The sequence below is a fragment of the Sphingobium sp. CR2-8 genome (genome assembly GCF_035818615.1).
In the GTDB taxonomy this organism is placed as follows: Bacteria; Pseudomonadota; Alphaproteobacteria; order Sphingomonadales; family Sphingomonadaceae; genus Sphingobium.
This window is the reverse complement of record NZ_JAYKZY010000002.1, coordinates 3,032,809-3,058,934: the sequence shown is the minus strand read 5'-3', so window position 1 is coordinate 3,058,934 and position 26,126 is coordinate 3,032,809. Positions and strand designations below refer to the sequence as shown.

Sequence of the window (26,126 nt, the reverse complement as noted above, 5' to 3'; positions counted from 1 at the left end):
CTCATCTGGGTCGGGCTTAAGGCTCGCCCTTGCTTTCCTGCATGCGTCGTTCGGCGAACCATCGCGCCATCATCTGCGCGAAGCAGCCCGTATTTGCGCCGCCGATCGCCGAGCAGCCCATCGGGGTGGCGTTACGTTGCGTTTCTTCCATCGTCGCGACCTGGCTGCCCCAGCCGGGGCCGCCCGACACGGCAGGCTTTTCGCGCAGCTTCTTGGGAATGCGATAGCGTTCCGATTCGGGCTTGCGGGCGCACACCACGATTTCGTCGCCCTTGCTCTGGGGGCAAGGATCGTCGCCATAGACCAGCAGGTTGATGATGCGTTCAGGCGGCGGCTCCGCCTGCGCAAGTGCAGGGGAGGGAAGCAGCGGGACCAGCAGCAGGCCGATCAGGGGGATCACGACGCCATGTCGCATAGATAAGTCCTTCATGCCCCTGTCGGATGCCGGTTTGCCCAAGGCCCGGCGGTTCAAGCTAGACGCCACCGGCGCCCGGCAGCCGTCAACGCTGCGGCGGTGTAGGGGCGGGCTGCTGCGCGGCCTTTTCCTCCGCCTTCACCCGTGCCTCGATCGCTTCGCTGTCGGCGTCGATGGTCGACAGGCGCTTGGCGCGCTCGGCTTCGACCAGATCCTTCCAGCTGGCATTGTCGAGCGCCTGCCGTTCCGCCTTCGCAAGACGGGACAACTGGGCGAAACAACCCGTCGCGCCGCCCGATCCGACCGGCGAGCAGCTTTCCGTGCCCTGCCGTCCGACATATTCCATCGAGCGGACGCGTTCGCCCCAGGCCTGCTTGCTGGGCATGTTGGGATCGCCGCGCAGCGGTTCGGGAATGCGATAGCGTTCCTCCTCGCCCTTGCGCGCGCAGACGACGATATCGTCGCCCGCGCTCTGCGGGCAGGCGTCGTCGCCATAGACGATGACGATATTGACCTTTTCCGATGCCGGATTGGTCGAGCCGGTCGGGGCGGCAGCCTGCTGGGCCAGGGCGGGGACGGACGCGCCCAGCATCATCAGCGCTGTTATCATCGGGATCTTCATCATCTGTCCGTCCTTTTCAGATGCGCTTGGAAAGCGCGATGGCGGCCCGGCATCCCAAACGGATGACGCCCGACAAGAGGGGGTAGGCGGGCGCCTGCTGCGCGCCATGGGCCAAGGCGGCTTCGCGATGTTCGACCTCCTCCGCCTGGAAATCCGCAATGGCGGTGGAGAGTTCCGGATCATCGTCGCCCAATTGCGCCAACTGGTCGGCATAATGTTTGTCGATTTCGGTTTCGACGGCCGCGGTGCAGGCCATGGCGACCTTCGGCCCCATGGCGGCGGTGACGGCGCCCAGCGCGAAACCGGCGGCGTTCCAGAAGGGCGACAGGATCGTGGGGCGCACACCGCGCCGGGCGATCATCGCGTCGAACGCGTCCCTGTGTCGTTCCTCCTGCGCCGCCATGCCTGCGATCAAGCGGCCATAGGGGTGGCGATCGCCGATGACGGCAAGCTGCCCGGCATAGATACGCACCGCGCCGAACTCGCCCGCCTGATCGACGCGCACCATGGAGGCGCGATCGGCGTTCGTCAGCCTCTTGCCGGGGCGGGGGAAATCCTCAGGCGCGCTCATGCTTTCCTCGCTTTCAGCAGCAGGGCCAAGATGGCGAGCGCGGCGGCGCTGGACAAGAGGCCGTTATAGCCCGCCAGCGAAATGCCCAGGAGGTTCCAGGGCGCGACATCGCAGCGGATGAGGGGGGTCGCCATGATCTGGTTCAGCAGGTCCGCGCCGCTGCCGCCCGACGGCGACGTGGAACAGGTGGTCAGCCCTTCCCACCAGCCATATTCGACCCCGGCATGGAACAGGCCGATGAGGCCGCTGATACCGACTCCGATCCCCGCAAAGCCGGTGAAGAGGCCGCTGACGCAGGCGCGGCCCCGCACCGCATAGGCGATCAGCGCCAGCGGGATCGCCACCATGTGCGGATAGCGTTGCCACCAGCACATTTCGCATGGATGCAGGCCGCCCACATATTGCGATATGTAAGCGCCACCCAGCAACAGCATAGGGGTCAGCAGCGCCAGCAGGCGGGCCTTGGCGAGGGACGGGGACAGGCTGTTCATACTGCCCGCTTAAACCCTCGCCTGGCTTTCGTCATGCTGAACTTGCGGGCGATTCCCCTGCAAGCGGCCGATTATTTCGCGCCCGGCTTTCGGGCTGCCGGCTGCGCCTGGGCGATGGTCGCGGCGGGCGTGCTCGCCAGGCGCGATATCGTCCTGAGCGCATAGTCGAGCTGGAAATCCTCGACGCCCTTCTTCTTGAGCTCCTCGGCCGACAGGGCGAAGCGCGGATCGTCCTTCGTATCCTCTTCCAGCGCCTTGTCGTCGGTCTTGATCTCGTTGATCAGGTGACGGCGCAGGTCGCTTTCGCGGAATTTGGGGCGATTTTTGTAATCGGGGTCGGACAGCTGCGGCACGCGGATGTCGGGCTGGATGCCGCCTTCCTGCACGCTGCGGCCCGAGGGTGTGTAGTAGCGCGCGGTCGTAAGCTTGAGCGCGGTGGTGTTGGACAGCGGCAACATGGTCTGGACGCTGCCCTTGCCGAAGCTGCGTTCGCCCATCACCAGCGCGCGATGCTGGTCCTGCAGCGCGCCCGCGACGATTTCCGATGCCGAAGCCGAGCCCGCGTCGACCAGTACGATCACCGGCAGACCCTTCGCGTCGTCGCCCGGCTTGGCATAATAGCGTTCGACGTCGCCCTTCGCCCGGCCGCGCTGCGACACGATTTCGCCGCGCTCTAGGAAGGCGTCGCTGACGGTCACGGCTTCGTCCAGCAGGCCGCCGGGGTTGGAGCGCAGGTCGAGGATATAGCCGGTGGGCTTGTGGCCCAGACTCTTGTCGATGCTGCGGATCGCCTGGCGCACGTCGGCCCCGGTATTGGCCGAGAAGCTGACGATGTTGATGATGCCGATATTATTCTTCACTTCCCATTTGACGGGCTTGAGCTGGATGATCTCGCGCGTGAGGGTGAGTTCGATCGGCTTGTCGCGGCCCGCGCGCACGAGGGTCAGCTTGAGCGAGGAGCCCGGCGCACCGCGCATCTTGTCCACCGCCTCGTCCAGCGTGCCGCCATAGATCAACTGGCCGTCAATATGGGTGATATAGTCGCCCGCCTTGATCCCCGCGCGCCAGGCCGGGGTATCCTGCGTGGGGGCGATCACCTTGACCGCGCCATCTTCCTGCGTGACGGTAAGGCCGAGGCCGCCATAGCTGCCCTCCGTCTGGGTGCGCAGATTCTGGAAATCGCGCGCATCGAGGAAGCTGCTGTGGGGATCGAGGCTGGCGAGCATGCCGTCGATCGCGCCCTTGATAAGCTTTTCGTCGTCGACCTTTTCGACGTAATCGCTGCGGACCTTCTGGAACACGTCCATAAATTCATCGAGCGCCTTGTAGCTCGATGCTTCCCCGTCGGCGAGCGCGGCAGTGGTGGCGGGGATGAGCGCAAGCGCCCCGAGCGCAACCGCGCCCTGGAGGAAAGTGGATTTCATGGGTGTCCTTGGAGTCCGCATCGATAGCCTGACATACGCCGATTCGTCGCCCAACGCAAAAGCGCGCTTCGACCAATGTCGCGTAGCATCGATGAGCGTAGGGTTAATTCATGCCGACGAGCGGTCCGATATCCACGGGACGGCCGTTGCGGCGCAGTTCGACGGTGATGTCGGGCCGTTCCGCGCCGGTGATGCCGACCGGATCGCCCTGCCGCACGCTGTCGCCGACCTGGGCGGTGACGCGATGCAGGCCGGTGATGAGCGTGGTCCAGCCCTGGCCATGGTCGATGATGAGGATCTGGCCATAATCGCGATAGGGACCGGCGAAGGCGACCCGCCCGGCGGTGGGCGCGATCGCCTGCGCGCCCGGTTGCGTCACCAGCGTCAGGCCACGGGATCGCACGCCGCCGTCGTTGACTTCGCCCATGCCGGTGACGAGCTGACCGATGACGGGCAGGCGATAGGGGGCGGGCCGTTGGCGGCGGCTTGCCGTTCCGGCGCGGCGGCCCCGGCCTGGTCGGGGCGGGCGGGGCGCAGGAGCGGGCCGGACAGGGACGCGAGTCGATCGCGCAGGTCGCCCGCCTGTTCCAGCCGGTCCATCAGGTCGACGATGTCGCGCGCCCGTTCCCCCAGCGCCAGCGCCCGGTCGCTCTCCAGCCCCGCATTGTTGCCGAGGTCTCGGGCGGCGACGCGCTTCTGCGCTTCCAGCGCAGCGAGCGCGGTCTGCCGATCCCTGCGATCCGCCTGCGCCTGGTCGAGGGCGTCGGCCGCCTGCTGCGCGGTCGCGCGCAGGGCGCGGCTGCGGTCCAGTTCCAGGCGCAGGCCGGCGGTGCGCTGGTGGATCACCGGCAGCACCTGGCCCAGCACCGCGCGCATGTGGACGGCGTCGGCGACCGATCCGGGCTGGATCAGGGCGAGCGCGAGCGGGCGGCGGGCCATCATCTGGAGCGCGGCGGTCAGGCGCACGACCGGTTCCTGGCGGAGGGCGAGGCGGGCGGCCTGGGCGCGCTGCATCCGGGCGATGATGGCGATGCGGGCCTGGGCCGCCTGAATATCGGCCTCCGCCTGCTGGATGCGGGCGGCGACGGCCGCGGCGCGGCGGCGCGCCTGTTCGGCGTCGTCGCGTGCGACGCTGGCCTGCTGCTCCAGCCGGATGGAGCGATCGCGCGCCTCGTCCGACTGGCGGCGGGCGGCCTTGAGCGACTGCTGTTCCTGCGCCAGCGTGGTCCCGGCGGTGCCGGACAGGATGATCGCGGCATCATTGGCGGCGGGCAGGCGCGTGGCGGCGAGGGCCACAAGGCCCGCCAGTCCGCCTGCGATGATGATGCTGCGCTTCACCCGATGTCCCGCCCGTAATGGCCTTTGACTAGGCGTAAAACCCGTGCGGTTCTAGCCTTCGCGGTGATAGGGATGATTGGCGAGGATGGAGCAGGCCCGCCACAATTGTTCGGCGAGCATCGCGCGGGCCATCATATGGGGCCAGGTCATTGCGCCGAAGGCGATCAGCAGGTCCGCGTCGGCCCGGTCGGCGTCATCGAACCCGTCCGCCGCGCCGATGAGGAAGCGGCATTCGCGGGTGCCCGCGTCGCGCCAACCCTCGATCCGGCGGGCAAAGTCCATCGAGCCGAGCTGCTTGCCCTTTTCGTCCAGCATGACCGTAACGGTGCCGGGCGCGACCGGGGGCAGCTTGCCGCCCCGATCGGGCATTTCGGTGATCTTGTGCGGCATGGTCAGGCGCTTGACGTAGCGGTCGACCAGCTCGGCTTCGGGCGAGCGTCCGATCTTGCCGCGCGCGACGATGTGGAGAAGCATGGCGACATCCAGATCCGTTCACCCTGAGTGAAGTCGACGGGCTTCAACCGAGCCACTCGCCTCGGTTCAACTGAGCGGAACGAAGTCACTTCGACTTCGCTCAGTGACGGGCTTCGACTTCGCTCAGCCCGAACGGAAACGCAGGTCTTCAGGCGTTGCCCGCGACCGGCGCGTCCACGAAGCCCCACATCCGTTCCAGATTGTAGAAGCTGCGCACTTCCGGCTTGAACAGATGGACGATCACGTCGCCGGCGTCGATCAGCACCCAGTCGGCGACCGGAAGCCCTTCGACCCGGGCGGAACGGCCCGTTTCCTTCTTGATCCGCTCGGCCAGATGCTGCGCGATCGCCGCGACCTGGCGCGACGAACGGCCGCTGGCGATCACCATATAATCGGCGATGCTGCTCTTGCCTTCCAGGGGGATCGAGATGGTTTCCTGCGCCTGGTCGTCGTCGAGCGACTGCATGACGAGGGCGTGCAGGGCGGCCACGGATTGCGCGCCAGGCGCGGTATCGTTGGCAGGGGCGAGGTTAGACAAACATACTCCAATCATTTCTTCCGTGGCCGCATTGCCGGGTCGGCCACCCGCCTGCGGCGGTCCTTTCCCGAGCATGCGTCATATGACCAACCGACGTGTGAGCGGGTCGCGCACGCACGTTGCTTCATATTCGCGATGCCAGAGGGGGTCCGCCTGCCGAAGCAGGGTTGCCGATCTTGGATCAGGGCGAAAGCGCAATAGCACGAGCGCCGGTCGTCTCCAATTCGTCCAGTCTGCACTCTGGCGCGCGGACCGGACGAAGCGCCGCAGCCAGCTCATGGCCGCAGAGCCACGAGCGCTTCGATCATAGCCTGGACGGGCGATCACGGCAATGGGCATTTGCCGCGCGATCCCGCGCCAGTCCTTCCATTGGCCAAATTGCGCCAGATTGTCCGCCCCCATCAACCAGATGAAGCGGTTTTTGGGATAGCGCCGGGTGAGCGCGCGCACGGTGTCGACGGTGTAGCGCGTGCCCAATCGCCGCTCGATCGCGGTCGCGCGAATCGGCGCGCGGCGGGCGACCTGCCGTGCCTTGGCGAGGCGCGTGGGGAGCGGCGCCATGCCCTTGGCAGGCTTCAAGGGATTGCCGGGCGACACCAGCCACCAGACTTCGTCCAGGTCGAGTGCTTCCCTGGCGAAGAGGGATATGGCGCGATGGCCGCCATGCGCCGGATTGAAGGAGCCGCCGAGCAGGCCGATGCGAGGGCCGATTGATGTCATGCGTCCCGCCATGCCAGCGCGCGCCGGAAGCGGCAATGGGCGAGGGCGGTTGGGGAGATGAAAGCGGCGGAGAATGACGCCCGGAAAATAGGATATCGTCCGCTTAACTTCGCATATTTCCCGCCGATTGCGACATGAAGTAACAGAAATAGGACATTATATGAGGTTTGGCCCTATCAACGGATACACTCTATATGATGTAGCATCCGCGCGTTCGATAGGACAGTTCGGCCCACCTGGCGCGCCATGCCGATCATGGATGGCAGGCGCGTTTCCATCGCCGTTGGTAGGGAATCTTGTCCAGTTGCGCCATCAGGTCCGCAAAGGGGTTCGCCTGTGCGGACATGGCCGCTGGCGATGGCGGATTATCGGTCTTTTCGTCTTTGTCCCGCCGCAGGGGACGGCGGAACAGGATGGATTTCCACATGACACTCTCCAGTTCGCGACCATGTCGGATCATCCTGTCCGATGTCGCTGATGGATAAGATACGCGGTGGAGCCGGGCTTGTTCCTCCTTTTGTTCACTCCGCCGCCGGCAGCGCCCGTGCCTCGTCGGTCTGGGCTTCGCGGGCGAGGACGTCGAGCGGTTCGACGCTATCGATCTCCTTCCCGCCGGTTTCGATGTCGAGGTCGCGGAACTTGCGGCCGGTGGACAGGACACGGGTTTCGAAGCTGCCGATGAAGCTGTTATAGTTGGACACCGCGCTGTTGAGGCCGGAGCCGAGGCGCTTCAAATGGGTCGCGGCGACGGCCAGCCGTTCGTAGAGTTCCTTGCCAAGCTGGCCGACCTGCTGCGCCTGTTCCTGCATCTTGGCCTGTCGCCAATGGCCCGCGAGCGTACGGGCGAGCGGCAGGAAGGTGGCGGGGCCGCAGATAATGACGCGGTTCTTGGCCGCGCGTTCCCACAGGTCCATGTCCGCTTCCAGCGCGGCGGTGACGAAATTGTCGCCGGGCACATACATGATGACAAAGTCGGGGGCTTTGGTGAATTGTTCCCAATAGGCCTTGCGCCCCAGGGCATCGGCATGGGTGCGCATCGCGCGGGCATGGTCGAGCATATGGGCGTCGCGCAGAGCCGGATCGACCTGATCGACCGCGTTCAGATAGGCGACGAGCGAGCATTTGACATCGACCACCATCTGCTGGTCGCCCGGCAGGTTGATGATGAAGTCGGGGCGCATCCGGCCGTCTTCGACCGCGACCGAAACCTCCTCCTGAAAATCGACGAAGGGGGAGAGGCCGGCGGTTTCGATCAGATTCTTAAACTGCTGTTCGCCCCAGCGACCGCGCGTCTTGGGCGCGGCGCGCAGCGCGTTGACCAGCTTGGCGGTTTCCTCGCGCACCTGGCCCTGACCCAGATGAACCTGCTGCACCGCTTCGCGCAATTCGGCATAGCTGCCGACGCGGTCCTTTTCGACGCGGGCCAGCCCTTCCTCATAGCGTTTGAGCGTGGTCTCGACCGGATTGAGCAGGGTCTTGAGTTGCGCTTCGCTCTTTTCGCTGGCCTGGGCGAAACGCTGGTCGGCGCGGGTGAGGAACTGGGTCTGGGCCGATTCGAGCAGCTTGCCGCCGATCTCGCTGAACTGGGCGGACAGTTGTTCCTTGGCGTCCTTGAGCGCGGCGATCTGCTGTTCGAAGGCCTGGGTGCGCGCCTGCGTGTCGGACCGGAGCGATGCGAGGTCGCGCAGGGCGGCTTCGCGTTCGGCCTGGATCGTGTCGAGGCGTTGCGCCGCGCTGGCCTGCGCGGCCTCCAGCCGATGGTCGGCGGCGATCTGCGCGGCTTCGAGCCGGGCGATCTGGGTCGCGGCGTTGGCGACCCGCTCCTTTTCCACCGCCAGTTCAGCGAGCGCGCCGTTGCGTTGCGCGGCGGCGGTGTCCAGCCGCGCCGCCAGGTCCGCCCTTTCTGCCATCAGGGGGCCGAGCGTCTTGCCCTTGAGCAGCCAGCCGACGGCTAGGCCGATCAACAGCGCGACGAGAAGGAAAAGAGCGGCCAGGCTGTCCATGATAAACCCCGATAAGAACGAATGGGGAACTTAGCCGGGGTCGGCGGAGGCGGCAACCTCTGTTTGCCGAAAGGCGGCGAGCCGCGCGATCGCCCGGTCCAATGTCGCGTCGCTCTTGGAGAAGCAGAGGCGCACCAGATGCGTGACGGGTGCCGCAGGGTAGAAGGCCGATATCGGGATTGCCGCGACGCCGACTTCCTCGATGATCCGCTCGCAGAACGTGACGTCGTCAAGTGCGATGCCCGAGGCGGGCAGGTCGATCAGGAGGAACCAGGTCGCCGCGCTTGGCTGGACGGCGTAGCCCGCAGCGGCCAGGCCCGCTGCCAGACGATCGCGCGAGGCCTGATAGGCGGCGCGCTGGTCGGCGAACCAGGCGTCGGGATAGCCAAGCCCTTTCGCCACGGCCCATTGCAGGTTGGGCGGGGTGGTGAAGGTCAGGAACTGATGCGCGCGGGCGAGCAGCGTGGCGATGGGCGGGGCGGCGCACATCCAGCCGACCTTCCAGCCGGTGACGGAGAAGATCTTGCCCGCCGAGCCGATCTTGACCGTGCGGTCGCGCATGCCCGGAAAGCCGATCAGCGGCCGGTGCGGGCGGTCGTCATAGACGGTCTGTTCCCACACCTCATCGCAGATGGCGATGATGTCATGGGCGACGCACAGTTTGGCGAGCAGGGCGAGTTCGTCGTCGCGCAGGACGATGCCGGTGGGGTTCACCGGATTGTTCATCAGCAGGATGCGGGTGCGGGGCGTGATCGCCGACTCCAGCGCGTCGCGGGTCACGCGCCAGTCGGGCGGAGTCAGCGTCACCACCCTCGGCACGCCGCCCGCGCGCTCCACCAGCGGTAGATAGGCGTCGTAGAGCGGAGCGAGCATCAGCACTTCGTCGCCGGGCCGGACCAGCGCGAGCAGGCTGGCGGACAGCGCCTCGGTCGCGCCGGAGGTGACGATGACCTCCTGCGGTGTGAGATCGAGTTGCTGGTGGCGGGCATAATGATCGGCCACCGCCGTGCGCAATTCCATCAGGCCGGGCATCGGCGGATATTGGCTGGACTGGCCGAGCAGGGCGTCGGCCGCCGCCTGGAGCACGTCGCGGGGACCGGGGCCTTCGGGAAATCCCTGCCCCAGATTGATCGCGCCGGTTTCCCGTGCGCGAGCGGACATATGTTCGAAGATGGTCGTGGGCATGTCCCGATAGACGGGGTGGCCCAGGGCGGGGGTGTCGGTCATGGCCAAGGGTATAGCGGGGCGGCGCAATAGGAAAAGCCCGGCTTAACTTCGCATATTTCCCGCTGGTTTCGATAGAAAAGACCAGGAGTAGGACATTTTGTTTCAAGTGGTGGCGGGGTCGCCATGGTGGTCGGCGCGTCCCGACAGGGTCGGGCGGTAGCGATTCTGACGGAGGATGTGCCGGTAGGACAGGGGCGGATTATAGAGGGGCTGTGACGGGTTGCAGGCTGATATGCCCCTCTATCGTCACCCCGGGCTTGACCCGGGGTCCCACTATTCTTCACGCTACTGAGCAAGCAGATGAAAGAAGAAGCGGGATCCCGGGTCAAGCCCGGGATGACCATGATTTTCATAGCCAATGTCAGTCGCTTCCCGCCGGTCAGGCGGCAGCGGGCACGACCTGCATGTCGTACACCAGGACCCTTTGCCAGAGATGGTCGCAGGCTTTGACGAAGGCCTGATGGATGGGATGGTCCTGATAGACTTTCTGGTCGGCCGGATTGTCGAACACCATCAGTTCCGACACGTCGAAGCTGCTGTCCACGACGTCGCGCTTTTCCGTGCTGGCGGGGACGCCGATCTGGAGGTCGCGGATGACGGGGATGGCGCGCAGCGTGCGCAGGCCCGCGATGAGCCGGTCGCGGTCGGCCGGGTTGCCGGGCCGTTTGAGCCAGAAGAAGACATGATGCACGAGCTTCGGCTGGGTCGCGGGTGTCGCCGCGCTGGCCGGGGAAAGGGCCATGCCTGCGCCGCCCAATGCCATCATCGCCGCCATTTCCCTTCTACTGGTTTCCATGCCGCATATCCTTCGTCGTGAGGGCGGGGCCTTCCCCGCCGGGTGATCGGGTCAGGAGAGGATCGCAATGCTCTCGCGCTCCACGAGCCGATGGTCGAATATCTCGTCGCTGACCGCCGTCGCGTTGCCGGTGCTGGCGAGCGCGGCGATCAGGCATTGGGTCGCACGGAACGCCATGTCCTCGACCGGTTGCCGCACCACGGTGAGCGGCGGCCAGATGCGCGAAGCGAGGATGGTGTCGTCGAAGCCCGTGACCGACAGGTCGCGCGGCAGGACCAGGCCCATATGCCCCGCCTGCGCGATCACCCCTGCGGCAAGATCGTCGCTGCTGCACATGATCGCGGTGGGCCGATCGGGCAGGGTCAGCAGCCTGCGCCCGGCGGCGACGCCCGAGGCATAGTCGAATTCGCCCTGGCGGACGATGAGGTCGGGGGTGTCGGCTATACCATGCTGGGCCAGCGCGTGCCTGAAGCCGTCGAGCCGGGCGGCGACCACGCTGCTGTGATCGGGACCGGCGATATAGGCGATCCGCCGGTGCCCGCCCGCGATGACGCGCAGGGTGATGGCGTGCATGGCGGCCCGGTTGTCGATCCGGACGGTCGTCATGTCGGGCATCGGCCTGCCCGTCGCGATCGCAGCCAGCGGCACGCCCAGGGTCGCGAGCAGGGCCGATCCGCTGAGCAGTTCGGCAAAGGGCGGGATGAGAAGGAGCGCGTCGGCGCCGCTGCGAACGAGGTCGGTGGCGATGCGTTCCGCCTCTTCGCGGCCCGTGCCTTCGCCTTCGCGCAGGATGAGTTGCAGGCCATGGGCGTTGGTGGCGCGCAGCGTGCCGACCAGCACCGCGTCCAGAAAGGGGGTGCGCCGGTCGGAATAGATGAGGCCCATGGTCGTCGCCCGCGCCTTGGCCAGGCGGCGGGCGGCAAGGTTGGGAACATAGCCCAGTTCGGCGATGGCGGCGCGCACCGCCTCCATCGTGGCGGCGCTGGCCCGACCCGCGCCGTTGATGACGTTCGATACGGTCATCGCGGACACGCCGGCCCGCTGCGCGACCGCGCGGATCGTCACGCCATTTTCCCGTCGTCGTGCCATGCCGCTTATCCCCCAATGCCCCTGTAGCGCCTTTCCGGCACGATCATAGGGCCGGAAAGGACGGATAGTCGACGGGGCATGCGACGGCGCATCCACGGACCGGAGTCAGATCACGCCGCCCTTCAACTGGGTCACGGCATGGTCGACGGCGCGGGCGGTCAGCGCCATGAAGGTCAACGACGGATTGACGCAGGAGATGGACGCCATCTGCGCGCCGTCGGTGACGAACAGATTGGCCGCGTCATGCGCCTGGTTCCATTGGTTGAGGACCGAGGTGCGCGGGTCCGCGCCCATGCGCGCGCCGCCCATTTCGTGGATGGCGTCGCCCGGCACATGTTCGCGCACCCGGCTTTCGACATTTTTGAGGCCCGCCGCGCGCAGCATCTTTTCACCCTGTTCGCGCGCGTCCGCCATCATCCGCAGTTCGTTGTCGCGGAAGGTGACGTCGAACCGCATCTGCGGCATGCCGAAGCGGTCGACCTTGTCGGGGCTGAGCGAGACGCGGTTGTCTTCATAGGGCAGGCATTCGCCGAACGCGCCCATCTGGAATTTCCAGCCGCTATATTGGCGCATCCCTTCCTTCATCGACGCGCCGAAGCCGACCGGCTTGCTGGGTTCGCGATAGGCCCCGCCCTGATAGCCATAGCCGCGCTTGAAGCCGACATCTTCCTGACCGTCATTGTTGCGGAAGCGGGGGACATAGACACCGCCGGGGCGGCGGCCATATTCGATATATTCCTCCATGCCCGGAATATCCCCCTTCACGCTGACGCGGAAGATATGGTCCATGACATAGCGGCCGAGCGTCCCGCTGCTATCGAAATGGCTGCGTTCGCCGCCGGGCTGGCGCGAGTTCATGAGGATCTGGACCGACGCCAGGGTCGACGCGTTGAGGAAGACCATGCGCGCCTTCACCACTTCGGCCTGGCCGGTCTTGGCGTCCACGAAATGCACGCCTGTCACGCGCTTGGTCGCGGGATCATAGTCGAGCTTGGTGACGACCGCGTCGGAGCGCAGCGTCAGCTTGCCCGTCGCGCGGGCGGCGGGCAGGGTGACGGCCTGGGTCGAGAAATAAGCGCCGAAGGAACAGCCATTGCCGCACTGGTTGCGGTGCTGGCATTTGGTGCGGCCTTGCTCCGGCTTGTCTTCGGTGATGTTGGACAGGCGGGCGTTGATCAACTTGCGCCCCGGAAACTGCGTTTCCAGTCGTTCCTTCATCCATTTTTCCGCGATGTTCATCGGCATGGGCGGCATGAACTGACTGTCGGGCAAATAGGGGAGATTTTCGCGCGACCCCGAAATGCCGACATATTTTTCGATATAGTCGTACCAGGGCACGAGGTCGTCATAGCCGATCGGCCATGCGCCGCCGATGCCTTCCCGCTGGTTCGCCTGGAAATCGGCGGCGCTCCAGCGGAAGCTCCAGCGGCCCCAGATCAGCGACTTGCCGCCCACGGCAGCGGGACGAATCCAGTAGAATTTGCTGCCATTTTCATAGTCATAGGGGTTCAGGCGGTCATTATTGTAGAAGGCCTGGTTGCTGGGCGCGACATAGCCGTGCTGGGCGATGAAATAGTCGCTCTGCTTGAGCGGGGCGGGCATTATGTTGCGCGCGGGCACATCATAGGCGGGGCGACCGTCATAGGTGTAGCCTTCGCCATGTTCGACCATGACGCCGCGATCCAGCATCAGGACGCGAAACCCCTTTTCCGTCAGTTCCTTGGCGGCCCACCCGCCGCTGATGCCCGAACCGATGACGATTGCGTCGAACTTGTCCGTCGAAGCCATGATGATCCCCTTTTCAAGGATGAAGTCTCTAGTCCCAGTGTCGCCAAGCGGCCCGCGTCAGAAACGCAGCGCGCGCAGCGTCTGGAAGCTTTTGGTGATGTCGGGCAGATAGGGTGCGGGCGACTGGTCGTTTTCGACGTAGAAATGCTGCGCCCCGGCCAGCCCGTTCAGCTTGAAGATGCTGGCGAAATCGATGGTGCCAAGGCCCACCGACGTCATCTTGCGGTCGGCCGCCATATCCTTGACATGATAGGCGTAGACGCGTCCGGCGAGGGTCTTGACCAGCGCCTGTGCATCTTCCCCGGCGTGGACCGCCCAGTAGAGGTCGAGTTCGATCTTCACCAGCGCGGGGTCGGTCGCCTTCACCAGCCGTTCGAACAGGCTGACGCCGTCGGGCTTCACGGTAAATTCGAAGTCGTGATTATGATAGGCAAAGCCCAGCCCCGCCGCCTTCAACTGCGCGCCGAAGCGGTTGATGTTGGTGAGCGCGGCGGTCCAGGCGTCGGCGCTGCGATGCTTGTCGATTATATAGGGCAGCACGATCGTGTCCGCGCCCAGCGTTTTGGCCATGGCGACGCTGGCGTCGAACTTGTCGAGCAATGCGTCATAGCCGACATGGATGGACGGCGATTTGAGGCCGAGGCGATCCATCGTCCGGCGCAGCAGGGCGTGGTCCATGCCGTCATAGCCGCCACCGCCATATTCGACTTCGCGATAGCCGATCTTCGCCACCTTTTCGAGCGTGGCGACCGGATCGGCGGAGAAGAGTTCGCGCACAGTATAGAGTTGCAGGCCGATGTTGCCGAGCTTTGCGGAACCCGCAGCCTTGGCGAAGAGGGGCTGGCTGGCGAGGGCGGCAAGACCGCCCGCGCCCAGCATCATGGAACGACGGTTGATCATCATCATGCGGTAAAGACCTTCTTGACCTTGGAATAGGGATAGGCGCCGTCATATTCGCCGGGCACCGGCAGATATTCGCGTTCCTGCGTCATGCCGATTTCCGACGTGTAATAGCCCGTGATCACCATCTGCCGGAACGCTTCGAAGAACATCTCGCCATCGGGAATCTTGTCTTCCATCGCCAGCGTCAGCAGGGCGTCCTGCTGCGCGGGGGTGGTCTTGATCGCGGGCAGCTTGTAATCCTGCCAGGCGCGGGCGTCGATTTCCGCCAGGCCCGTGATGATGGGCGCGCGATCCTCCGCCACCGACCAGTCGGCGAGCAGCTTTTCGATATAGGCAGGCACGCCGGCCGCGATCGCGCCGGGCGTGTCCGTGGCGGGAATGATGCGATCGCTGAGCGCGGTCATCAGGGCGCGCTGATCGGGCGTGAACAATTGGCGGCTGGGCGCGCCCTGGTCGATTGCGGGCGGGGACGCGGGCGGGGCGGGGGCGATCCCGGCCGCACGCGCCAGCGGCGCGAAAATCTGCGCGCCGAACAGGGCAAGCGTGCCCGCCAGCGCTTTTCTGCGGTCCATCATCGTCCGTCTCCCTTCAAATCCTGCGCGATCGCGTCCTGTGGCAATGGCCTGACCCAGATGTTGCGGAAGGACACCGGCGAATCATGGTCCTGCAACTGGATCGGCGCGGCGTCGCCATGCGCCTGATACTGGCCGATCGAACGCCATTTGGTGGTGCCCAGCATCGCCTGATGGTTCTGCACCAGCACGCCGTTCAGCAGCGCGGTCACATAGGCGGGACGCACAAGGCTGCCGTCCGCAGCGAAGCGGGGGCGTTCGAAGATGATGTCGTAGCTCTGCCATTCGCCGGGCTTGCGCGACGGGTTCACCAGCGGCGGCTTCCACGCATAGACCGCGCCGACCGTGCCGTCGGCATAGGTCGCGTTCCGATAGCCGTCGAGTATCTGCACTTCGTAGCGCTGCATGAACCAGATGCCGCTATTGCCGCGATCCTGCGAGCTTTTGGTCGGCGGATTGGGCGAGCGGAATTCCAGATGCAGCTGGACGTCGCCAAATGCCTGTTTGGAGATGAGGTTATTTTCGCCGCCGCTTTTGGCGCGGGGCGGGATGGTCATCACGCCCTTGTCCAGCGTCCAGGGGCCGCGTTCGCCGCGCCAGGCGTCGAGCGATGTGCCGTCGAACAGGACGATGGCGTCGGACGGCGCGCCGCCTGGGCTTGCAGCGGGGGTGACGACCGTGGGAGCGGGGCGGTCCGGATCATGGACGTGCCATTTGCCGCCGGGCAGGATCGGCGTGTCCGTAAAACCCAGCTTGCCCGGCTTGTCTGCCGATGGCGCCTGCGCCTGCGCCATCGTACCGGCCAGCAGGGCGGCGGCCAGTGCGATGCCTTTGGGCCAAGTGCCTTTGGGCCAGGTGCCTTTGGGGATGCGCTTCATCCTCTCCCTCCTCCTCATGCTGCGTCGATCGCGCGATAGGCGGCGATCAGGCGATCTTCGCCCGCGCGTACGGCCACCGAATTGCCATGTTCCATGCCGATCACCCCGGCATAGCGGCGACCGCGCAGCCAGCGGACGATGTTGCCATAGTGGATTTCGCCGGTGCCCGGTTCCTTGCGGCCCGGATTGTCGCCGAACTGGATATAGCCGATCTCCGCCCAGCAGGCGTCGAGCGTGGGGATCAGGTTCCCCGACTGAATCTGTTCATGATAGAGGTCCGCCAGGATCTTGACCCCCGGACTGTTCGCGCCGCGCGCGACGGCATAGCCCTGCGCGATCGATTGCATATAGACGCCGGGATGGTTGGTTCGGGTGTTGAGCGGTTCCATCACCAGCGCCAGGCCATGGGGCGCGACGATGTCGCCCGCGCGGCGCATACAGTCGATGATGCGGCCGGTCTGGATATCCTGTGGCACCTTGCGGTCCATGAAGCCGGTGACGACGGTCATATGTTTGGCGTCGAGGCGCTTGGCAACCTCCACCGAGGAGCGGATGTCGGCCAGGAAGGCTTCGCGCTCCGCATCGTCGTTCGCGCCCAGCAACGGGCGGAAGTCGGCCCATTGGGGCATGCTCGCGACGAAGACGCCCATGGTCATGCCCCGTTGCGCCAGCGCGCGGGCCATCGCCTGCTGTTGTTCGACCGGGCGGCTGCGCGCTTCATTGTCTTCCCAGGCGGTAAAGCCCTGATCGGCGGCATAGGCGATCTGTTCGAGCAGGCCGCCGCGACTGGCGAAACTGCCTTCGTGCGGGGCGTAGGCAAGCGAGAAGCGGGCCGCGTTGGAGCCGCTCCTGCGCGCCGTGGCCGACAGGGCGGGCGTGGCGGCGGCGGCCAGCCCGGCGGCGAGCATCGTGCGGCGGGAGACGGTCACGCCAACCCCTCCGCCACTCGCGCGGCCCAGGCCTTGGCACGGCGTTCCACCAGCCAGATGCCGCCGAAGACGACCAGCAGCGTGAGCGGCACGAAGGTCAGCCGGGCGAAGGATTGGGAGGCGGCGGCGTCCTCCACTTCGCGCAGGGCCGCGCCGGTCAGGCGGGTGAAGGCTTCGGGGCCGCCGGCGATCTCCACCTTCGCCTGGTCGAACATGCCGCCCAGTTGCGGCAGGACGAAGAAGCTGGCGAGTGCGCCCGCCGATCCGACCAGCCCCAGCGCCCAGGCGTCGCCGCGCGGATAGCGTTCCGCCACCGACGCCAGCATCGTGGGCCACATGGCGCAGACGCCCAGACCCCAGACGGTGGATGCGAGGATGGCCGATGCGGGTGATTGCGCCTGCGACAACATGAACAGGCCGATCGCGGCGAGCAGGCTGGACACCCAGAGCAGGCCGGGGTTGGACAGGCGACCGGCGATCTTCCCTGCGAAATGGCGGAAGACGAACATCAGCGCGCTGACATAGACGAGCAGCAGGATGCCGCGCATGCCCACGCGGTTGCTGAGCGCGACATCGATCCACTGGCCCGGCGCGAGTTCGGACGAGGCGGTGAGGAACATCGCGCCGAACCAGATGAAGAAGCTGGGGCGGCGGACGACTTCGAGCATCATGTCCTTCATGCCGTTTTCGGCGACGACCTGGGGCGGCTGCGGGAAGGTCGTGGTCGCGGCGATCGCGATGACGCCGATGGCGGGCAGATAGGCCAGGCCCATGATCGCCTGCCAGGGCAGGGCCGAGGCCAGGAATACGCCCGCCAGGCCGCCGACGATCAGCCCGCCGGGATACCAGGCGTGCAGGACGTTGAGGCGATGGGTCGTGTCTTCGGGATAGAGGCGGGCGGTGAGCGGGTTGATCGACGCTTCGGCAAAGCCCCAGCCGATGCCGGACAGGAGCATGCCAAGCCACACCAGATGATAGATGGCCATGCCGGTGGCGAACGCGCCCGCGCCCACGATCAGCGTCGTGCCGATCAGGAAGGCGACGCCGCACGCGATCAGCACGCGGCGGATGCCGAGCTTGTCGAGCAGGGCGCTGACGACGAAGACGGTGATCGAGAAGCCCAGGAAGGCCGAGCCGAGCGCCGCGCCGATCATTTCGCCCGCCGCGATCGGCGCAACGGGATCGATCCATTCCGCCTTGAGGCTGCTCGCCACCGCCGCGCGGAGCGCCGCGCTCATGGAGGCGGTGAAGAGCGCCAATACGCTCAGCCAGAATAGCCTCTGTCGGTTTACGCCCGTCATGCCCGCTCCTCTACCCTGTGCCCCGCCTGCTATTTTGTGTCGGGGCGTGTCTGCGTCAGTGTCGTTCGGCGTTCAGGCAAGGCCCAGCCAGCGCCGGTTGTCCGCCGGGTCGCCGCCACCTGCAAAATCGTCGAAGGCGCGTGTCGGTCGCCGGATCATATGCGCCTCGATGAAGGGTGCGCCTTCGCGCGCGCCGTCTTGCGGATGTTTGAGGCAGCATTCCCATTCCAGCACGGCCCAGCCGTCATAGCCATATTGGGTGAGGCGCGAGAAGATGCCGGTGAAGTCGATCTGGCCGTCGCCCAGCGAGCGGAAGCGGCCGGGACGATCGATCCAGTCGGCATAGCCGCCATAGACGCCCGCGCGCCCGGTCGGGTTGAACTCCGCATCCTTGACGTGGAACATCTTGATGCGGTCGTGATAGATGTCGATGAACTGGAGATAATCCATCGCCTGCAACACGAAATGACTGGGATCGTAGAGGATGTTGGCGCGGGCATGGCCGCCGACCGCATCCAGGAAGCGTTCGAAGGTCAGGCCGTCGTGCAGATCCTCGCCCGGATGCAGTTCGTAGCAGAGGTCGACGCCCTGTTCATCGAACGCGTCGAGGATCGGCCGCCAGCGTTTGCCCAGTTCTGCGAAGGCTTCCTCCACCAGACCCGCAGGCCGTTGCGGCCAAGGGTAGATGAAGGGCCAGGCGAAGGCGCCGGAGAATGTCGCATGGGCCTTGAGGCCGAGGCGTCGGCTGGCCTTGGCGGCGAGCTTCAGCTGATCGACGGCCCAGGCCTGCCGCTCGGCGGGCTTGCCGCGCAGTTCGGGGGGCGCGAAGGTGTCGAAAGCGGCGTCATAGGCCGGGTGGACCGCGACCAGCTGCCCCTGCAAATGGGTGGAGAGTTCGGAAATCTCGACCCCCGCTTCCCGGCAGCGACCGACGAGATCGTCACAATAATCCTGGCTTTCGGCCGCTAAAGCCAGGTCCATGCAGCGCGGATCGTTGCTGGGCAACTGAAGGCCCTTGTAGCCCGCATCCGCCATCCAGCGCGCGGCATTGTCCAGCGTGTCGAACGGGGCGGCGTCGCCCATGAACTGGGCCAGGAAAACGGCGGGACCGCGCATCGTCATGGGCTTTTCCGTCACTTGAGGCTTTTGAGATAGGCGATGAGCGCGGCGCGCTTGGCGGGATCGGGCGAGCCGATCGGCATGCGGGTGCCGGGCACCTTCTTCATCGGCGCGGCGAGAAATTCGTCCAGTGTCTTGTCGTCCCAGCGCAGCTTCGAGGCCTTCAACGCAGCCGAATAGGTGAAGCCGGGCAGCGAAGCCGCCGGACGGCCCGCGACGCCGAAGAGGTTGGGACCAAGCCCGTTCTTCCCGTCCTTCTGCACCGTATGGCAGGCGCGGCAGGTGCCGAACGCGGGCGGTGGCGCGGGCGCGGTTTGCGCCATGGCAGGCGCGGTGGCGATCATGCCAGTCGCGATGAAAATCAGCTTGAGGCTCGCTACCCTTAGCATCCTCGACTCTCCGTCATTATCTATTCTGCGCTATTATTTACCGGTAAACCGTGGCAGATCAAGTGCAACAATGGTCGTATGCACAACATGGCTGAAATGGAGGAGAGAGATGGAGAAACGCACATTGCGCCTGGGCATGGCTGGCGGCGGCGAGGGCGCATTCATCGGCGCCATTCATCGCGCCGCGGCCGCGCTGGACGGGGATTGGCGGCTGGTGGCGGGCGCATTCAGCGGCGACGCCGACCGGAATGCCCGGTCGGGCGAGGCGCTGGGGATCGACCCGGCGCGCACCTATGCGACCATCGACGCGCTGCTGGCGGGCGAGAGCGCCCTGCCCGCCGATCAGCGGATCGACGCCCTGTCGATCGTGACGCCCAATCATCTGCATGCGCCGATGGCGATCGCGGCGCTGGATGCGGGTTTCCATGTTTTCTGTGAAAAGCCGATGGCGATGAGCCTGGAGGAAGCGCGCAGAATCGCGCAGGCGGCGGCGCGGTCCGGCCGCCATTTCGGCCTCGCCTTCACCTATAGCGGCTATCCGCTGGTGGAAGAGGCGCGGGTGCGGGTGGCGCGCGGCGATTTCGGCAAGATCCGGCTGGTGCAGGTCGAATATTCGCAAGGCTGGCTGGCAAAGGCGATCGATACCGAGGGCAACAAGCAGGCCGAATGGCGCACCGATCCGGCGCGCGCGGGGCTGGGCGGATGTCTGGGCGATATCGGCACTCATGCCTTTCACCTGGCCGAACATGTGTCGGGCCTGCGCGTCAACGAACTCTGCGCGGACCTCGCCATCCATGTCGAGGGACGGCGGCTGGACGACGATGTCAGCGTGCTGTTGCGGCTCGATGGCGGCGCGCGGGGCGTATTGAAGGCGACGCAGGTCGCGGCGGGCGACGAAAACGGGCTGAAACTGCGCATCCATGGCGAGCATGGCGGGCTGGAATGGTCGCAGATGGAGCCGAACAGCCTGTTGCTACGCTGGCTGGATCGCCCGGCGGAGATCGTGCGGGCCGGTGGGCCGGGCCTTGCGCCATCGACCCAGGCGCGGCTGCGCACGCCTGCGGGCCATCCGGAAGGCTATATCGAGGCGTTCGCCAATCTCTACCGCGCCTTCGCGACGCAGGTACGGGGCGGGGCGGACTGGTTTCCGTCGGTGGACGACGGGCTGCGCACGATGGCCTTTGTCGAGGGGGCGATTGCGAATAGCGGGTCCGACAGGAAATGGACCCGCCTGTAGGCGCGCCCATCTTGCGATTATCCATGATGTCGCCGGGGCGCGCTTTCGCAAGCGCCCCGGCGACACGCCTTGTCAGAAATCGATGCTGCCGGTCAGGCCGAAATAGCGATCATTGTCGCGTGGCACGAAGCGCGACAGGCCGGCGACCGCGCCATAGGCGAGGAAGGTCGAATAATGCTGGTTGGCGATATTCTTGACGATGCCGCGCAGCGACCAGCGCTGCCCCTGATTGTCGCCCAGCAGCGCGATCGACGCGTTCCAGATGCCATAGGCGGGCTGGATCGTGTCGGGCGTCTGGGTGATCGAATATTGGGTCTTCGTGCGATAGCTGTAATCGGTGTTGACTTCGAGGCCCAGCGTGTCGCTGAGCGGCACGGTGTAGGTCGCGTCGACATGCGCCTTCCACTTGGGCGCATAGGGAAGCGGCTGACCGTCGAAATTGGTGCAGGTCGCATTGGCCGGGCAGTTGAACCGGTCGATCTTCGCATCGGTATAGGCGAAGTTGAGGCCGAGGTTCAGCGCATCGACCGGGCGGAAGCGCAGGTCGCCCTCGATCCCGCGCGATGATACGTCGCCCGCATTGGTGAGGCGGGTGACGAGCGCGCCCTGGAAGCTGTCCTGGAAATTGGTCTGATAGCCGCTGAACTTGGTGATGTATGCGGCCAGGCTGGCCTGAATCCGGTTGTCCAGCGCGGACCCCTTCAGACCGATTTCATAGCTGTTGGAGGTTTCGGGCGCGAGCGGTTCGACCGCATTCTGGGGCATGTTGAAGAAGACGTTATAGGCCTGCCCCTTATAGCCGCGCGAATAGGTGGCGTAGGCCTGCGCATTGTCCGACAGATCATATTGCAGGCCAAGGCGCGCGGTATAATCGGTCTTCGACGTGCTGCCGGTGTTGGAGATGGGCGCGGCGATGCCGGGCACGCCCGCTGCCGGGGCGTCCGACACGCGGTTGTGATAAAATTGCAGTTCGTCCTGAATGACGCGCCCGCCCACGATGCCGCGGAAGGCCGGGGTGAAGTTGATGTTCGCTTCGCCGAATGCTGCGAAATTGTCCGATTCCACACCATAGCGGGCGACGCCGAAATTGTTGACGGTCGCCCCGCCGATCAGCCGGGTGATGTCGCGGCGATAGACTTCGTCGGTCTTGGCCTTGAGGAAATAGAGACCCGCGACATAGTCGATCAGGCCGCCCTTGGCCGAGGTGAAGCGCAGTTCCTGGCTGATCTGGCTGCTGGTCACGCGGCCGCGATCGTCGCCCTGCGTCAGGGTGCCGGTCGTGCCGGGGGCGGTGAGGCGGCTGAAGCTTTCCCAATCCTGATGCTGGGCGTTCTTCCATTCGCGATAGGCGGTGATGGAGGTCAGCGTCGCTTCCCCGATCTCGAAATCGGCCTGGACCGACCCGCCGTAATTCTTGTCCCGCACGCTGCTGTCGAAGCTGCTGGCGACGGTCCTGTTGTTGCGCGAGGGCGTGACGCCTTCGGCGGCCAGAATCGCGGCGAGGGTGGGGTTGGTCGTCACCGCATTGTTCGGGTAGGCGATGCGGTTGGTGCTGGCGAAGACGCCGGTCGGCACATCCTCACGGCTCCATAGATAGTCGGCGTTGAAGGTCAGCGTGACGGTTTCGGACGGCTTGGCCACCAGCTTGGCGCGACCGCCCCGGCGCTTATAGCCGTTAACGTCGTTGCCGGTGACGAGGTTCTTCACATTGCCGTCGAAGCCCGCGATCAGCCCGGTGACGGAGAAAAGCAGCTTGTCCTGCACGATCGCGCCCGATGCGCCTGCGCGGAAGCGATATTCGTCGCCTTCGAAATAGCTGGCCTGGGCCGACAGGTGGAAATCATTGGTCGGCGTCTTGCTGACGATGTTGATGACGCCGGCGGACGCGTTTTTGCCAAACAGCGTGCCCTGCGGCCCGCGCAGCACTTCGATCCGGTCGATATCGACCAGGTCGAGCGTCGACTGGCCCGGGCGGGTCAGCACGACGCCGTCGACCACGGTGGACACGGATGGTTCGACGCCCGGCGACGTCGTGATGGTGCCGACGCCGCGGATGAAGACGGTGCGGTCCTTGTTCGATGCGCCCGCGCGGAAATCGACGGTCGGCACGATCGCGGCGATGTCCTGCAAATTATTGAGGTTCTTCTGCACCAGTGCGTCGCCGTTCAGCGCGGTGATGGCGATGGGCACATCCTGAAGCGATTCGGTACGGAAGCGGGCGGTCACCACGATCTCGTTCGGGTCGGCCGGGGCTGCCGGTTCCTGCGCCAGCGCAGCAGCGGGCAGAGCCGCTGCCGACAGCAGCAGGCGACGAAGGGCGTAACGAGACATGATAAGCTCCCTGATATTCAACTTTATAAGTAGACAATTAGAAGCGCTCATAAGCGCGCGCAAAAAAGAAAATCTATGACCGGGTCGGACTGGCCCTATCGGGCGAGGAATTTGAGCAATTCGGCCGGGAAGGGGGCCAGCGCGCGCTTGTCGGCATCGCGCAGGATCATCCGTTCGCCTGCATCGCGGGGCAGGGGCATGTCGAGGCCGCCGGTCGCTTCCAGCCGGTCGAACAGGCTCTTGTTCAGCCGCTCGACGATGTCGTGATGGCCGGGGCTGAAAATGAGGTTGCGGCTTTCGAGAGGATCGTCCTGAAGATCGTAAAGTTCGTCTATGTCCCAGATGCCGTGGTAGCGGACATATTTGTAGCGATCCTCGCGAATGGCGTGGACGGTCGGCGTCTGCGGAAAATTGCGTTCCCAATAATATTCGTAGAGCAGGGCGTCGCGCCATGGGACTGTTTTGCCCTGCATCAGGGGCAGCAGGCTGCGCCCTTCCATCCAGGCGGGCGGTTCAAGGCCAGCGATTTCCAGCATGGTGGGCGCGATGTCGAGATTGGCGACGACCTCGTCCACGGTGCCGCCACCGCCGAACAGCGCCGGGCAGCGGGCGACCATCGGGATGCGCATCGATTCTTCATAGGCGCAGCGCTTGTCGATCAGGCCATGTTCGCCGAACAGGAAGCCATTGTCGCTCATGTAGAGGATCAGCGTGTCGTCCAGTTCGCCGCGCGCCTCCAGATGGTCCATGATCCGGCCCATCCCTTCGTCAACCGACAGATAGGTTTCCATATAGCGTTTGTAATAATCGCCGATGTCGAGATCGTCATGATAGGCGAAGTCGACGCCGTGCCAGCTGTTGCGCTGATTTTCGACCCACATCGGGCGGCCTTGTGCGCCCGGTTCCATCGTTTCGGGATAGCGGAAGGCGGCGTCTTCATAGCGGCCCTCGTGGCGGGGCGCGGGGTAGAATTCGGCGTGGACCGCCTTGTGCGCCAGGAACAGCATGAACGGCTGTTCGCGGGTGCGCGTCTCCAGCCAGTCGAGCGCCAGGTCGTTCAACTGGTCGGTGAGATAGCCGTCCTGCTCCACCCGCTCGCCGTCGATATTCAGGCCATCGCCATTGGGCCAGTAATCGCCCTGCCCCTTGAAGCTGACCCAGCGGTCGAAACCGGGCTGCGGATCGTCGCCCTCCAGCCCCATATGCCATTTGCCGATGAAGGCGGTTTCATAGCCCGCCGCCTGGAGATATTCGGGGAAGAAGACGAGGCCGGGCGCGATCGGATGGTTATTGTCCACCACCCGATGCTGATGCGCATAGAGGCCGGTGAAGATGGTTGCGCGGCTGGGCGAGCAGAGCGCGGTGGTGACGAAGGCGTTGCGGAAATGCACGCCTTCGCGCGCGATCCTGTCCGTCACCGGGGTTTCGATGAAATCCTGGGGCTTCAAGAAACCCATTGCGTCGTAGCGATGATCGTCAGTCAGGACGATGACGATATTGCGCGGTTTGCCGTCGCCCTTTTTAGGGAGGGCGAGGTCCTGGGTGCGGGTGGTGAAGGCGGGTTCGGGCGCTTCCCCGTCGGCGGGCCAGGAGAAGGCGGCATAGGGCTTTCCCTGCCCTTGCGAGGCGAGAAGGATGCTGCGTTTTTCGTCTGTCATGCGGCGGCTTTCCGAAGCTGGGGCAGGCGGGGCAGCAGAAGCTGAATCCAGCCGATGCCCAGCAGATAGGAGATGGAAGCGAAAAGGAAGAGGGGGAGATAGCCCAGCCCCGCCGCCAGCGTGAGGCCTGCGATCTTGGCGATCGCCATGCCGCCCAGATTGCCGCAGAAGGCGCCGAAGCTGGTGACGCGGCCGACCTTTGCCTGAGGGGTGACGTCGGCGATGAGGGCAAAGAGGTTGGTCGAAAAGCCCTGATGCGCGGCGAGCGTGAGCGCCAATATGCCGACCGCGACCCAGTAATTATCCGCCTGCAAGGCGAGTGGCACGGGCAGGACGAGCAGCGCGGACACCAGCAACACGCCCTTGCGCACGCGGTTGAGGTCGTGGCCACGCGCGAGCAGGCGCGAGGGTACGAGGCCGCCGATCAGCGAACCGATCGCTGCGCCGCCATAGGCGACGGCGAGCGGCGGGCCGAGATCGACGCCAGAGAGACCGAATTGCCGGTTGAAGAAATCGGGCATCCAGAAGAGCAGCAGCCACCAGGTCGCATCGGACAGGACTTTCGCGCCTGCGATGGCCCAGGTGCGCCGGTCCTTCAGGATCGGGCCATAGTCGGGCGCGCTGCCATCTGCGGGTGGGGCGATGGCGGGCTGGGCCGATCCGAAGTCGATCCGGCGGGTGGCGAGCAGCCAGAGCGCTGCCCACGCCAGCCCGATGACGCCCGCCGCGATGAAGGTGCCGCGCCAGCCCCAGACGAGTGCGACCACGGGGATCGCCAGCGGGGCCAGCACCGCGCCCATGCTGTTGGCGGCATTGCCCAGGCCGAAACCGGCCGAGCGCAGGGACGGGGGGAAGATGGTCGCGATCGACTTGATGCCGGTCGGCGTCCCCATCGCTTCGGTCGCGCCCAGCGACACGCGGCAGAGGATGAACTGGACCATGGAGTGCGCCCAGCCATGGGCGATAGCGGCGATGCTCCATGCAGCGACGCCCAAGGGGTTGGCCCATTTGACGCCCAGCTTGTCCGCGATCCAGCCGGTGAAGAGAAAGGCGACGGCGGCCGCGCCCTGGAACCAGGCGGCCAGCGTGCCATAATCATCATCGGTCCAGTTCAGATCATGGGCGATCTGAGGCTTTAGGACCGAGATGATCTGGCGATCGACGAGGTTGAGGATACCCGCCGTTACGACCAGCCCGAACAGCAGCCAGCGGGTCCGGCCGGCGATGGCGGCGACGGGAATTTTGGTCGTCGGCGCGTTCATGGCGAAACACCGTCCCACAGGGTCTTCGCGGCGGGAAAGGCAGGCAGATGG

General features: G+C 65.5%; 25 protein-coding genes and 1 pseudogene. 1 reads left to right on the top strand and 25 read right to left on the bottom strand.

The genetic code is table 11. The annotated features are described in order from the left end of the window. Nucleotides 1-16: 16 nt before the first annotated feature. From U5A82_RS18930 to U5A82_RS18825, 22 genes and pseudogenes are all read right to left on the bottom strand, one after another. Nucleotides 17-415 (bottom strand): hypothetical protein, encoded by a 399-nt coding sequence (locus tag U5A82_RS18930; RefSeq protein WP_326292415.1) that lies wholly within the window; start codon nt 413-415, stop codon nt 17-19. Between the two features lie 85 nt (nt 416-500). After that, a complete protein-coding gene (locus U5A82_RS18925) occupies nt 501-1,040 on the bottom strand; it encodes a hypothetical protein (RefSeq protein WP_326292414.1) in 540 nt (179 codons plus the stop codon). A gap of 13 nt (nt 1,041-1,053) precedes the next feature. Continuing rightward, nucleotides 1,054-1,608 carry a demethoxyubiquinone hydroxylase family protein gene (locus U5A82_RS18920; protein ID WP_326292413.1) on the bottom strand — a complete coding sequence of 185 codons (555 nt, stop codon included), beginning with the start codon at nt 1,606-1,608 and terminating at the stop codon, nt 1,054-1,056. Further along, nucleotides 1,605-2,099 (bottom strand): disulfide bond formation protein B, encoded by a 495-nt coding sequence (locus tag U5A82_RS18915; protein ID WP_326292412.1) that lies wholly within the window; start codon nt 2,097-2,099, stop codon nt 1,605-1,607. The genes U5A82_RS18920 and U5A82_RS18915 overlap by 4 nt, the downstream gene beginning before the upstream one ends. A 71-nt stretch (nt 2,100-2,170) precedes the next feature. Beyond that, a complete protein-coding gene (locus tag U5A82_RS18910) occupies nt 2,171-3,523 on the bottom strand; it encodes a S41 family peptidase (RefSeq protein WP_326292411.1) in 1,353 nt (450 codons plus the stop codon). 103 nt (nt 3,524-3,626) lie between these two features. Next, nucleotides 3,627-4,861 (bottom strand): annotated as a pseudogene (locus U5A82_RS18905) (murein hydrolase activator EnvC family protein). Nucleotides 4,862-4,912: 51 nt separating this feature from the next. Further along, nucleotides 4,913-5,335: a 23S rRNA (pseudouridine(1915)-N(3))-methyltransferase RlmH gene (locus U5A82_RS18900; RefSeq protein ID WP_326292410.1), complete on the bottom strand. Its 423-nt coding sequence runs from the start codon at nt 5,333-5,335 to the stop codon at nt 4,913-4,915. Nucleotides 5,336-5,483: 148 nt separating this feature from the next. Continuing rightward, entirely contained in the window at nt 5,484-5,888 is a 405-nt protein-coding gene (rsfS, locus tag U5A82_RS18895; protein WP_326292409.1) for a ribosome silencing factor, read from the bottom strand. 63 nt (nt 5,889-5,951) lie between these two features. Beyond that, complete coding sequence (locus U5A82_RS18890; RefSeq protein ID WP_326292408.1) at nt 5,952-6,593, bottom strand: nicotinate-nucleotide adenylyltransferase; 642 nt, start codon at nt 6,591-6,593, stop codon at nt 5,952-5,954. Nucleotides 6,594-6,846: 253 nt separating this feature from the next. Continuing rightward, on the bottom strand, nt 6,847-7,053 hold the full coding sequence (locus tag U5A82_RS18885) for a hypothetical protein (RefSeq protein WP_326292407.1): 207 nt from the start codon (nt 7,051-7,053) through the stop codon (nt 6,847-6,849). Nucleotides 7,054-7,114: 61 nt separating this feature from the next. Beyond that, a complete protein-coding gene (locus U5A82_RS18880; protein ID WP_326292406.1) occupies nt 7,115-8,596 on the bottom strand; it encodes a DNA recombination protein RmuC in 1,482 nt (493 codons plus the stop codon). Between the two features lie 30 nt (nt 8,597-8,626). Further along, entirely contained in the window at nt 8,627-9,823 is a 1,197-nt protein-coding gene (locus tag U5A82_RS18875) for an aminotransferase (protein WP_326292405.1), read from the bottom strand. Between the two features lie 379 nt (nt 9,824-10,202). Beyond that, a complete protein-coding gene (locus U5A82_RS18870) occupies nt 10,203-10,619 on the bottom strand; it encodes a Dabb family protein (protein ID WP_326292404.1) in 417 nt (138 codons plus the stop codon). 51 nt (nt 10,620-10,670) lie between these two features. Further along, nucleotides 10,671-11,708: a LacI family DNA-binding transcriptional regulator gene (locus U5A82_RS18865; protein ID WP_326292403.1), complete on the bottom strand. Its 1,038-nt coding sequence runs from the start codon at nt 11,706-11,708 to the stop codon at nt 10,671-10,673. A gap of 105 nt (nt 11,709-11,813) precedes the next feature. Beyond that, the gene (locus tag U5A82_RS18860) at nt 11,814-13,496 is read right to left on the bottom strand and encodes a GMC family oxidoreductase (protein ID WP_326292402.1); all 1,683 of its coding nucleotides are present in this window, start codon (nt 13,494-13,496) and stop codon (nt 11,814-11,816) included. Nucleotides 13,497-13,553: 57 nt separating this feature from the next. Beyond that, nucleotides 13,554-14,399: a sugar phosphate isomerase/epimerase family protein gene (locus U5A82_RS18855; RefSeq protein ID WP_326292999.1), complete on the bottom strand. Its 846-nt coding sequence runs from the start codon at nt 14,397-14,399 to the stop codon at nt 13,554-13,556. After that, nucleotides 14,399-14,974, bottom strand: a complete 576-nt coding sequence (locus U5A82_RS18850) for a gluconate 2-dehydrogenase subunit 3 family protein (protein WP_326292401.1) — start codon at nt 14,972-14,974, stop codon at nt 14,399-14,401. The genes U5A82_RS18855 and U5A82_RS18850 overlap by 1 nt, the downstream gene beginning before the upstream one ends. Continuing rightward, nucleotides 14,971-15,849 (bottom strand): 3-keto-disaccharide hydrolase, encoded by an 879-nt coding sequence (locus tag U5A82_RS18845; RefSeq protein WP_326292400.1) that lies wholly within the window; start codon nt 15,847-15,849, stop codon nt 14,971-14,973. Before U5A82_RS18845 ends, U5A82_RS18850 begins: the two co-directional genes overlap by 4 nt. A 14-nt stretch (nt 15,850-15,863) precedes the next feature. Beyond that, nucleotides 15,864-16,778, bottom strand: coding sequence for a hydroxypyruvate isomerase family protein (locus U5A82_RS18840; protein ID WP_326292399.1), 915 nt, complete (start codon nt 16,776-16,778; stop codon nt 15,864-15,866). Further along, nucleotides 16,775-18,079: an MFS transporter gene (locus U5A82_RS18835; RefSeq protein WP_326292398.1), complete on the bottom strand. Its 1,305-nt coding sequence runs from the start codon at nt 18,077-18,079 to the stop codon at nt 16,775-16,777. The genes U5A82_RS18840 and U5A82_RS18835 overlap by 4 nt, the downstream gene beginning before the upstream one ends. Nucleotides 18,080-18,151: 72 nt before the next feature. After that, nucleotides 18,152-19,195 carry a sugar phosphate isomerase/epimerase family protein gene (locus tag U5A82_RS18830; RefSeq protein ID WP_326292998.1) on the bottom strand — a complete coding sequence of 348 codons (1,044 nt, stop codon included), beginning with the start codon at nt 19,193-19,195 and terminating at the stop codon, nt 18,152-18,154. A gap of 17 nt (nt 19,196-19,212) precedes the next feature. After that, nucleotides 19,213-19,587 (bottom strand): c-type cytochrome, encoded by a 375-nt coding sequence (locus U5A82_RS18825; RefSeq protein ID WP_326292397.1) that lies wholly within the window; start codon nt 19,585-19,587, stop codon nt 19,213-19,215. Between the two features lie 109 nt (nt 19,588-19,696). Between U5A82_RS18825 and U5A82_RS18820 the strand changes: the two genes are divergently transcribed. After that, nucleotides 19,697-20,824: a Gfo/Idh/MocA family protein gene (locus U5A82_RS18820; protein WP_326292396.1), complete on the top strand. Its 1,128-nt coding sequence runs from the start codon at nt 19,697-19,699 to the stop codon at nt 20,822-20,824. Between the two features lie 72 nt (nt 20,825-20,896). On the opposite strand, the gene U5A82_RS18815 is transcribed toward U5A82_RS18820, so the two are convergent. From U5A82_RS18815 to U5A82_RS18805, 3 genes are all read right to left on the bottom strand, one after another. After that, nucleotides 20,897-23,155 carry a TonB-dependent receptor gene (locus tag U5A82_RS18815; RefSeq protein ID WP_326292395.1) on the bottom strand — a complete coding sequence of 753 codons (2,259 nt, stop codon included), beginning with the start codon at nt 23,153-23,155 and terminating at the stop codon, nt 20,897-20,899. 95 nt (nt 23,156-23,250) lie between these two features. Then, nucleotides 23,251-24,813 carry a sulfatase family protein gene (locus U5A82_RS18810; RefSeq protein WP_326292394.1) on the bottom strand — a complete coding sequence of 521 codons (1,563 nt, stop codon included), beginning with the start codon at nt 24,811-24,813 and terminating at the stop codon, nt 23,251-23,253. Next, a complete protein-coding gene (locus U5A82_RS18805; RefSeq protein WP_326292393.1) occupies nt 24,810-26,075 on the bottom strand; it encodes an MFS transporter in 1,266 nt (421 codons plus the stop codon). The genes U5A82_RS18810 and U5A82_RS18805 overlap by 4 nt, the downstream gene beginning before the upstream one ends. Between the last annotated feature and the right edge of the window lie 51 nt (nt 26,076-26,126).

Bases quoted from the DNA above. Each gene is read 5' to 3' on its own strand.
- U5A82_RS18825 (WP_326292397.1), bottom strand. From the start codon at position 19,587: ATGCTAAGGGTAGCGAGCCTCAAGCTGATTTTCATCGCGACTGGCATG.
- U5A82_RS18875 (WP_326292405.1), bottom strand. From the start codon at position 9,823: ATGACCGACACCCCCGCCCTGGGCCACCCCGTCTATCGGGACATGCCC.
- U5A82_RS18820 (WP_326292396.1), top strand. From the start codon at position 19,697: ATGGAGAAACGCACATTGCGCCTGGGCATGGCTGGCGGCGGCGAGGGC.
- U5A82_RS18910 (WP_326292411.1), bottom strand. From the start codon at position 3,523: ATGAAATCCACTTTCCTCCAGGGCGCGGTTGCGCTCGGGGCGCTTGCG.
- rsfS (WP_326292409.1), bottom strand. From the start codon at position 5,888: ATGATTGGAGTATGTTTGTCTAACCTCGCCCCTGCCAACGATACCGCG.
- U5A82_RS18930 (WP_326292415.1), bottom strand. From the start codon at position 415: ATGCGACATGGCGTCGTGATCCCCCTGATCGGCCTGCTGCTGGTCCCG.
- U5A82_RS18925 (WP_326292414.1), bottom strand. From the start codon at position 1,040: ATGATGAAGATCCCGATGATAACAGCGCTGATGATGCTGGGCGCGTCC.
- U5A82_RS18850 (WP_326292401.1), bottom strand. From the start codon at position 14,974: ATGATGGACCGCAGAAAAGCGCTGGCGGGCACGCTTGCCCTGTTCGGC.
- U5A82_RS18870 (WP_326292404.1), bottom strand. From the start codon at position 10,619: ATGGAAACCAGTAGAAGGGAAATGGCGGCGATGATGGCATTGGGCGGC.
- U5A82_RS18885 (WP_326292407.1), bottom strand. From the start codon at position 7,053: ATGATCCGACATGGTCGCGAACTGGAGAGTGTCATGTGGAAATCCATC.
- U5A82_RS18805 (WP_326292393.1), bottom strand. From the start codon at position 26,075: ATGAACGCGCCGACGACCAAAATTCCCGTCGCCGCCATCGCCGGCCGG.
- U5A82_RS18915 (WP_326292412.1), bottom strand. From the start codon at position 2,099: ATGAACAGCCTGTCCCCGTCCCTCGCCAAGGCCCGCCTGCTGGCGCTG.
- U5A82_RS18845 (WP_326292400.1), bottom strand. From the start codon at position 15,849: ATGAAGCGCATCCCCAAAGGCACCTGGCCCAAAGGCACTTGGCCCAAA.
- U5A82_RS18880 (WP_326292406.1), bottom strand. From the start codon at position 8,596: ATGGACAGCCTGGCCGCTCTTTTCCTTCTCGTCGCGCTGTTGATCGGC.
- U5A82_RS18900 (WP_326292410.1), bottom strand. From the start codon at position 5,335: ATGCTTCTCCACATCGTCGCGCGCGGCAAGATCGGACGCTCGCCCGAA.
- U5A82_RS18835 (WP_326292398.1), bottom strand. From the start codon at position 18,079: ATGACGGGCGTAAACCGACAGAGGCTATTCTGGCTGAGCGTATTGGCG.
- U5A82_RS18920 (WP_326292413.1), bottom strand. From the start codon at position 1,608: ATGAGCGCGCCTGAGGATTTCCCCCGCCCCGGCAAGAGGCTGACGAAC.
- U5A82_RS18830 (WP_326292998.1), bottom strand. From the start codon at position 19,195: ATGCGCGGTCCCGCCGTTTTCCTGGCCCAGTTCATGGGCGACGCCGCC.
- U5A82_RS18865 (WP_326292403.1), bottom strand. From the start codon at position 11,708: ATGGCACGACGACGGGAAAATGGCGTGACGATCCGCGCGGTCGCGCAG.
- U5A82_RS18890 (WP_326292408.1), bottom strand. From the start codon at position 6,593: ATGACATCAATCGGCCCTCGCATCGGCCTGCTCGGCGGCTCCTTCAAT.
- U5A82_RS18815 (WP_326292395.1), bottom strand. From the start codon at position 23,155: ATGTCTCGTTACGCCCTTCGTCGCCTGCTGCTGTCGGCAGCGGCTCTG.
- U5A82_RS18860 (WP_326292402.1), bottom strand. From the start codon at position 13,496: ATGGCTTCGACGGACAAGTTCGACGCAATCGTCATCGGTTCGGGCATC.
- U5A82_RS18855 (WP_326292999.1), bottom strand. From the start codon at position 14,399: ATGATGATCAACCGTCGTTCCATGATGCTGGGCGCGGGCGGTCTTGCC.
- U5A82_RS18810 (WP_326292394.1), bottom strand. From the start codon at position 24,813: ATGACAGACGAAAAACGCAGCATCCTTCTCGCCTCGCAAGGGCAGGGA.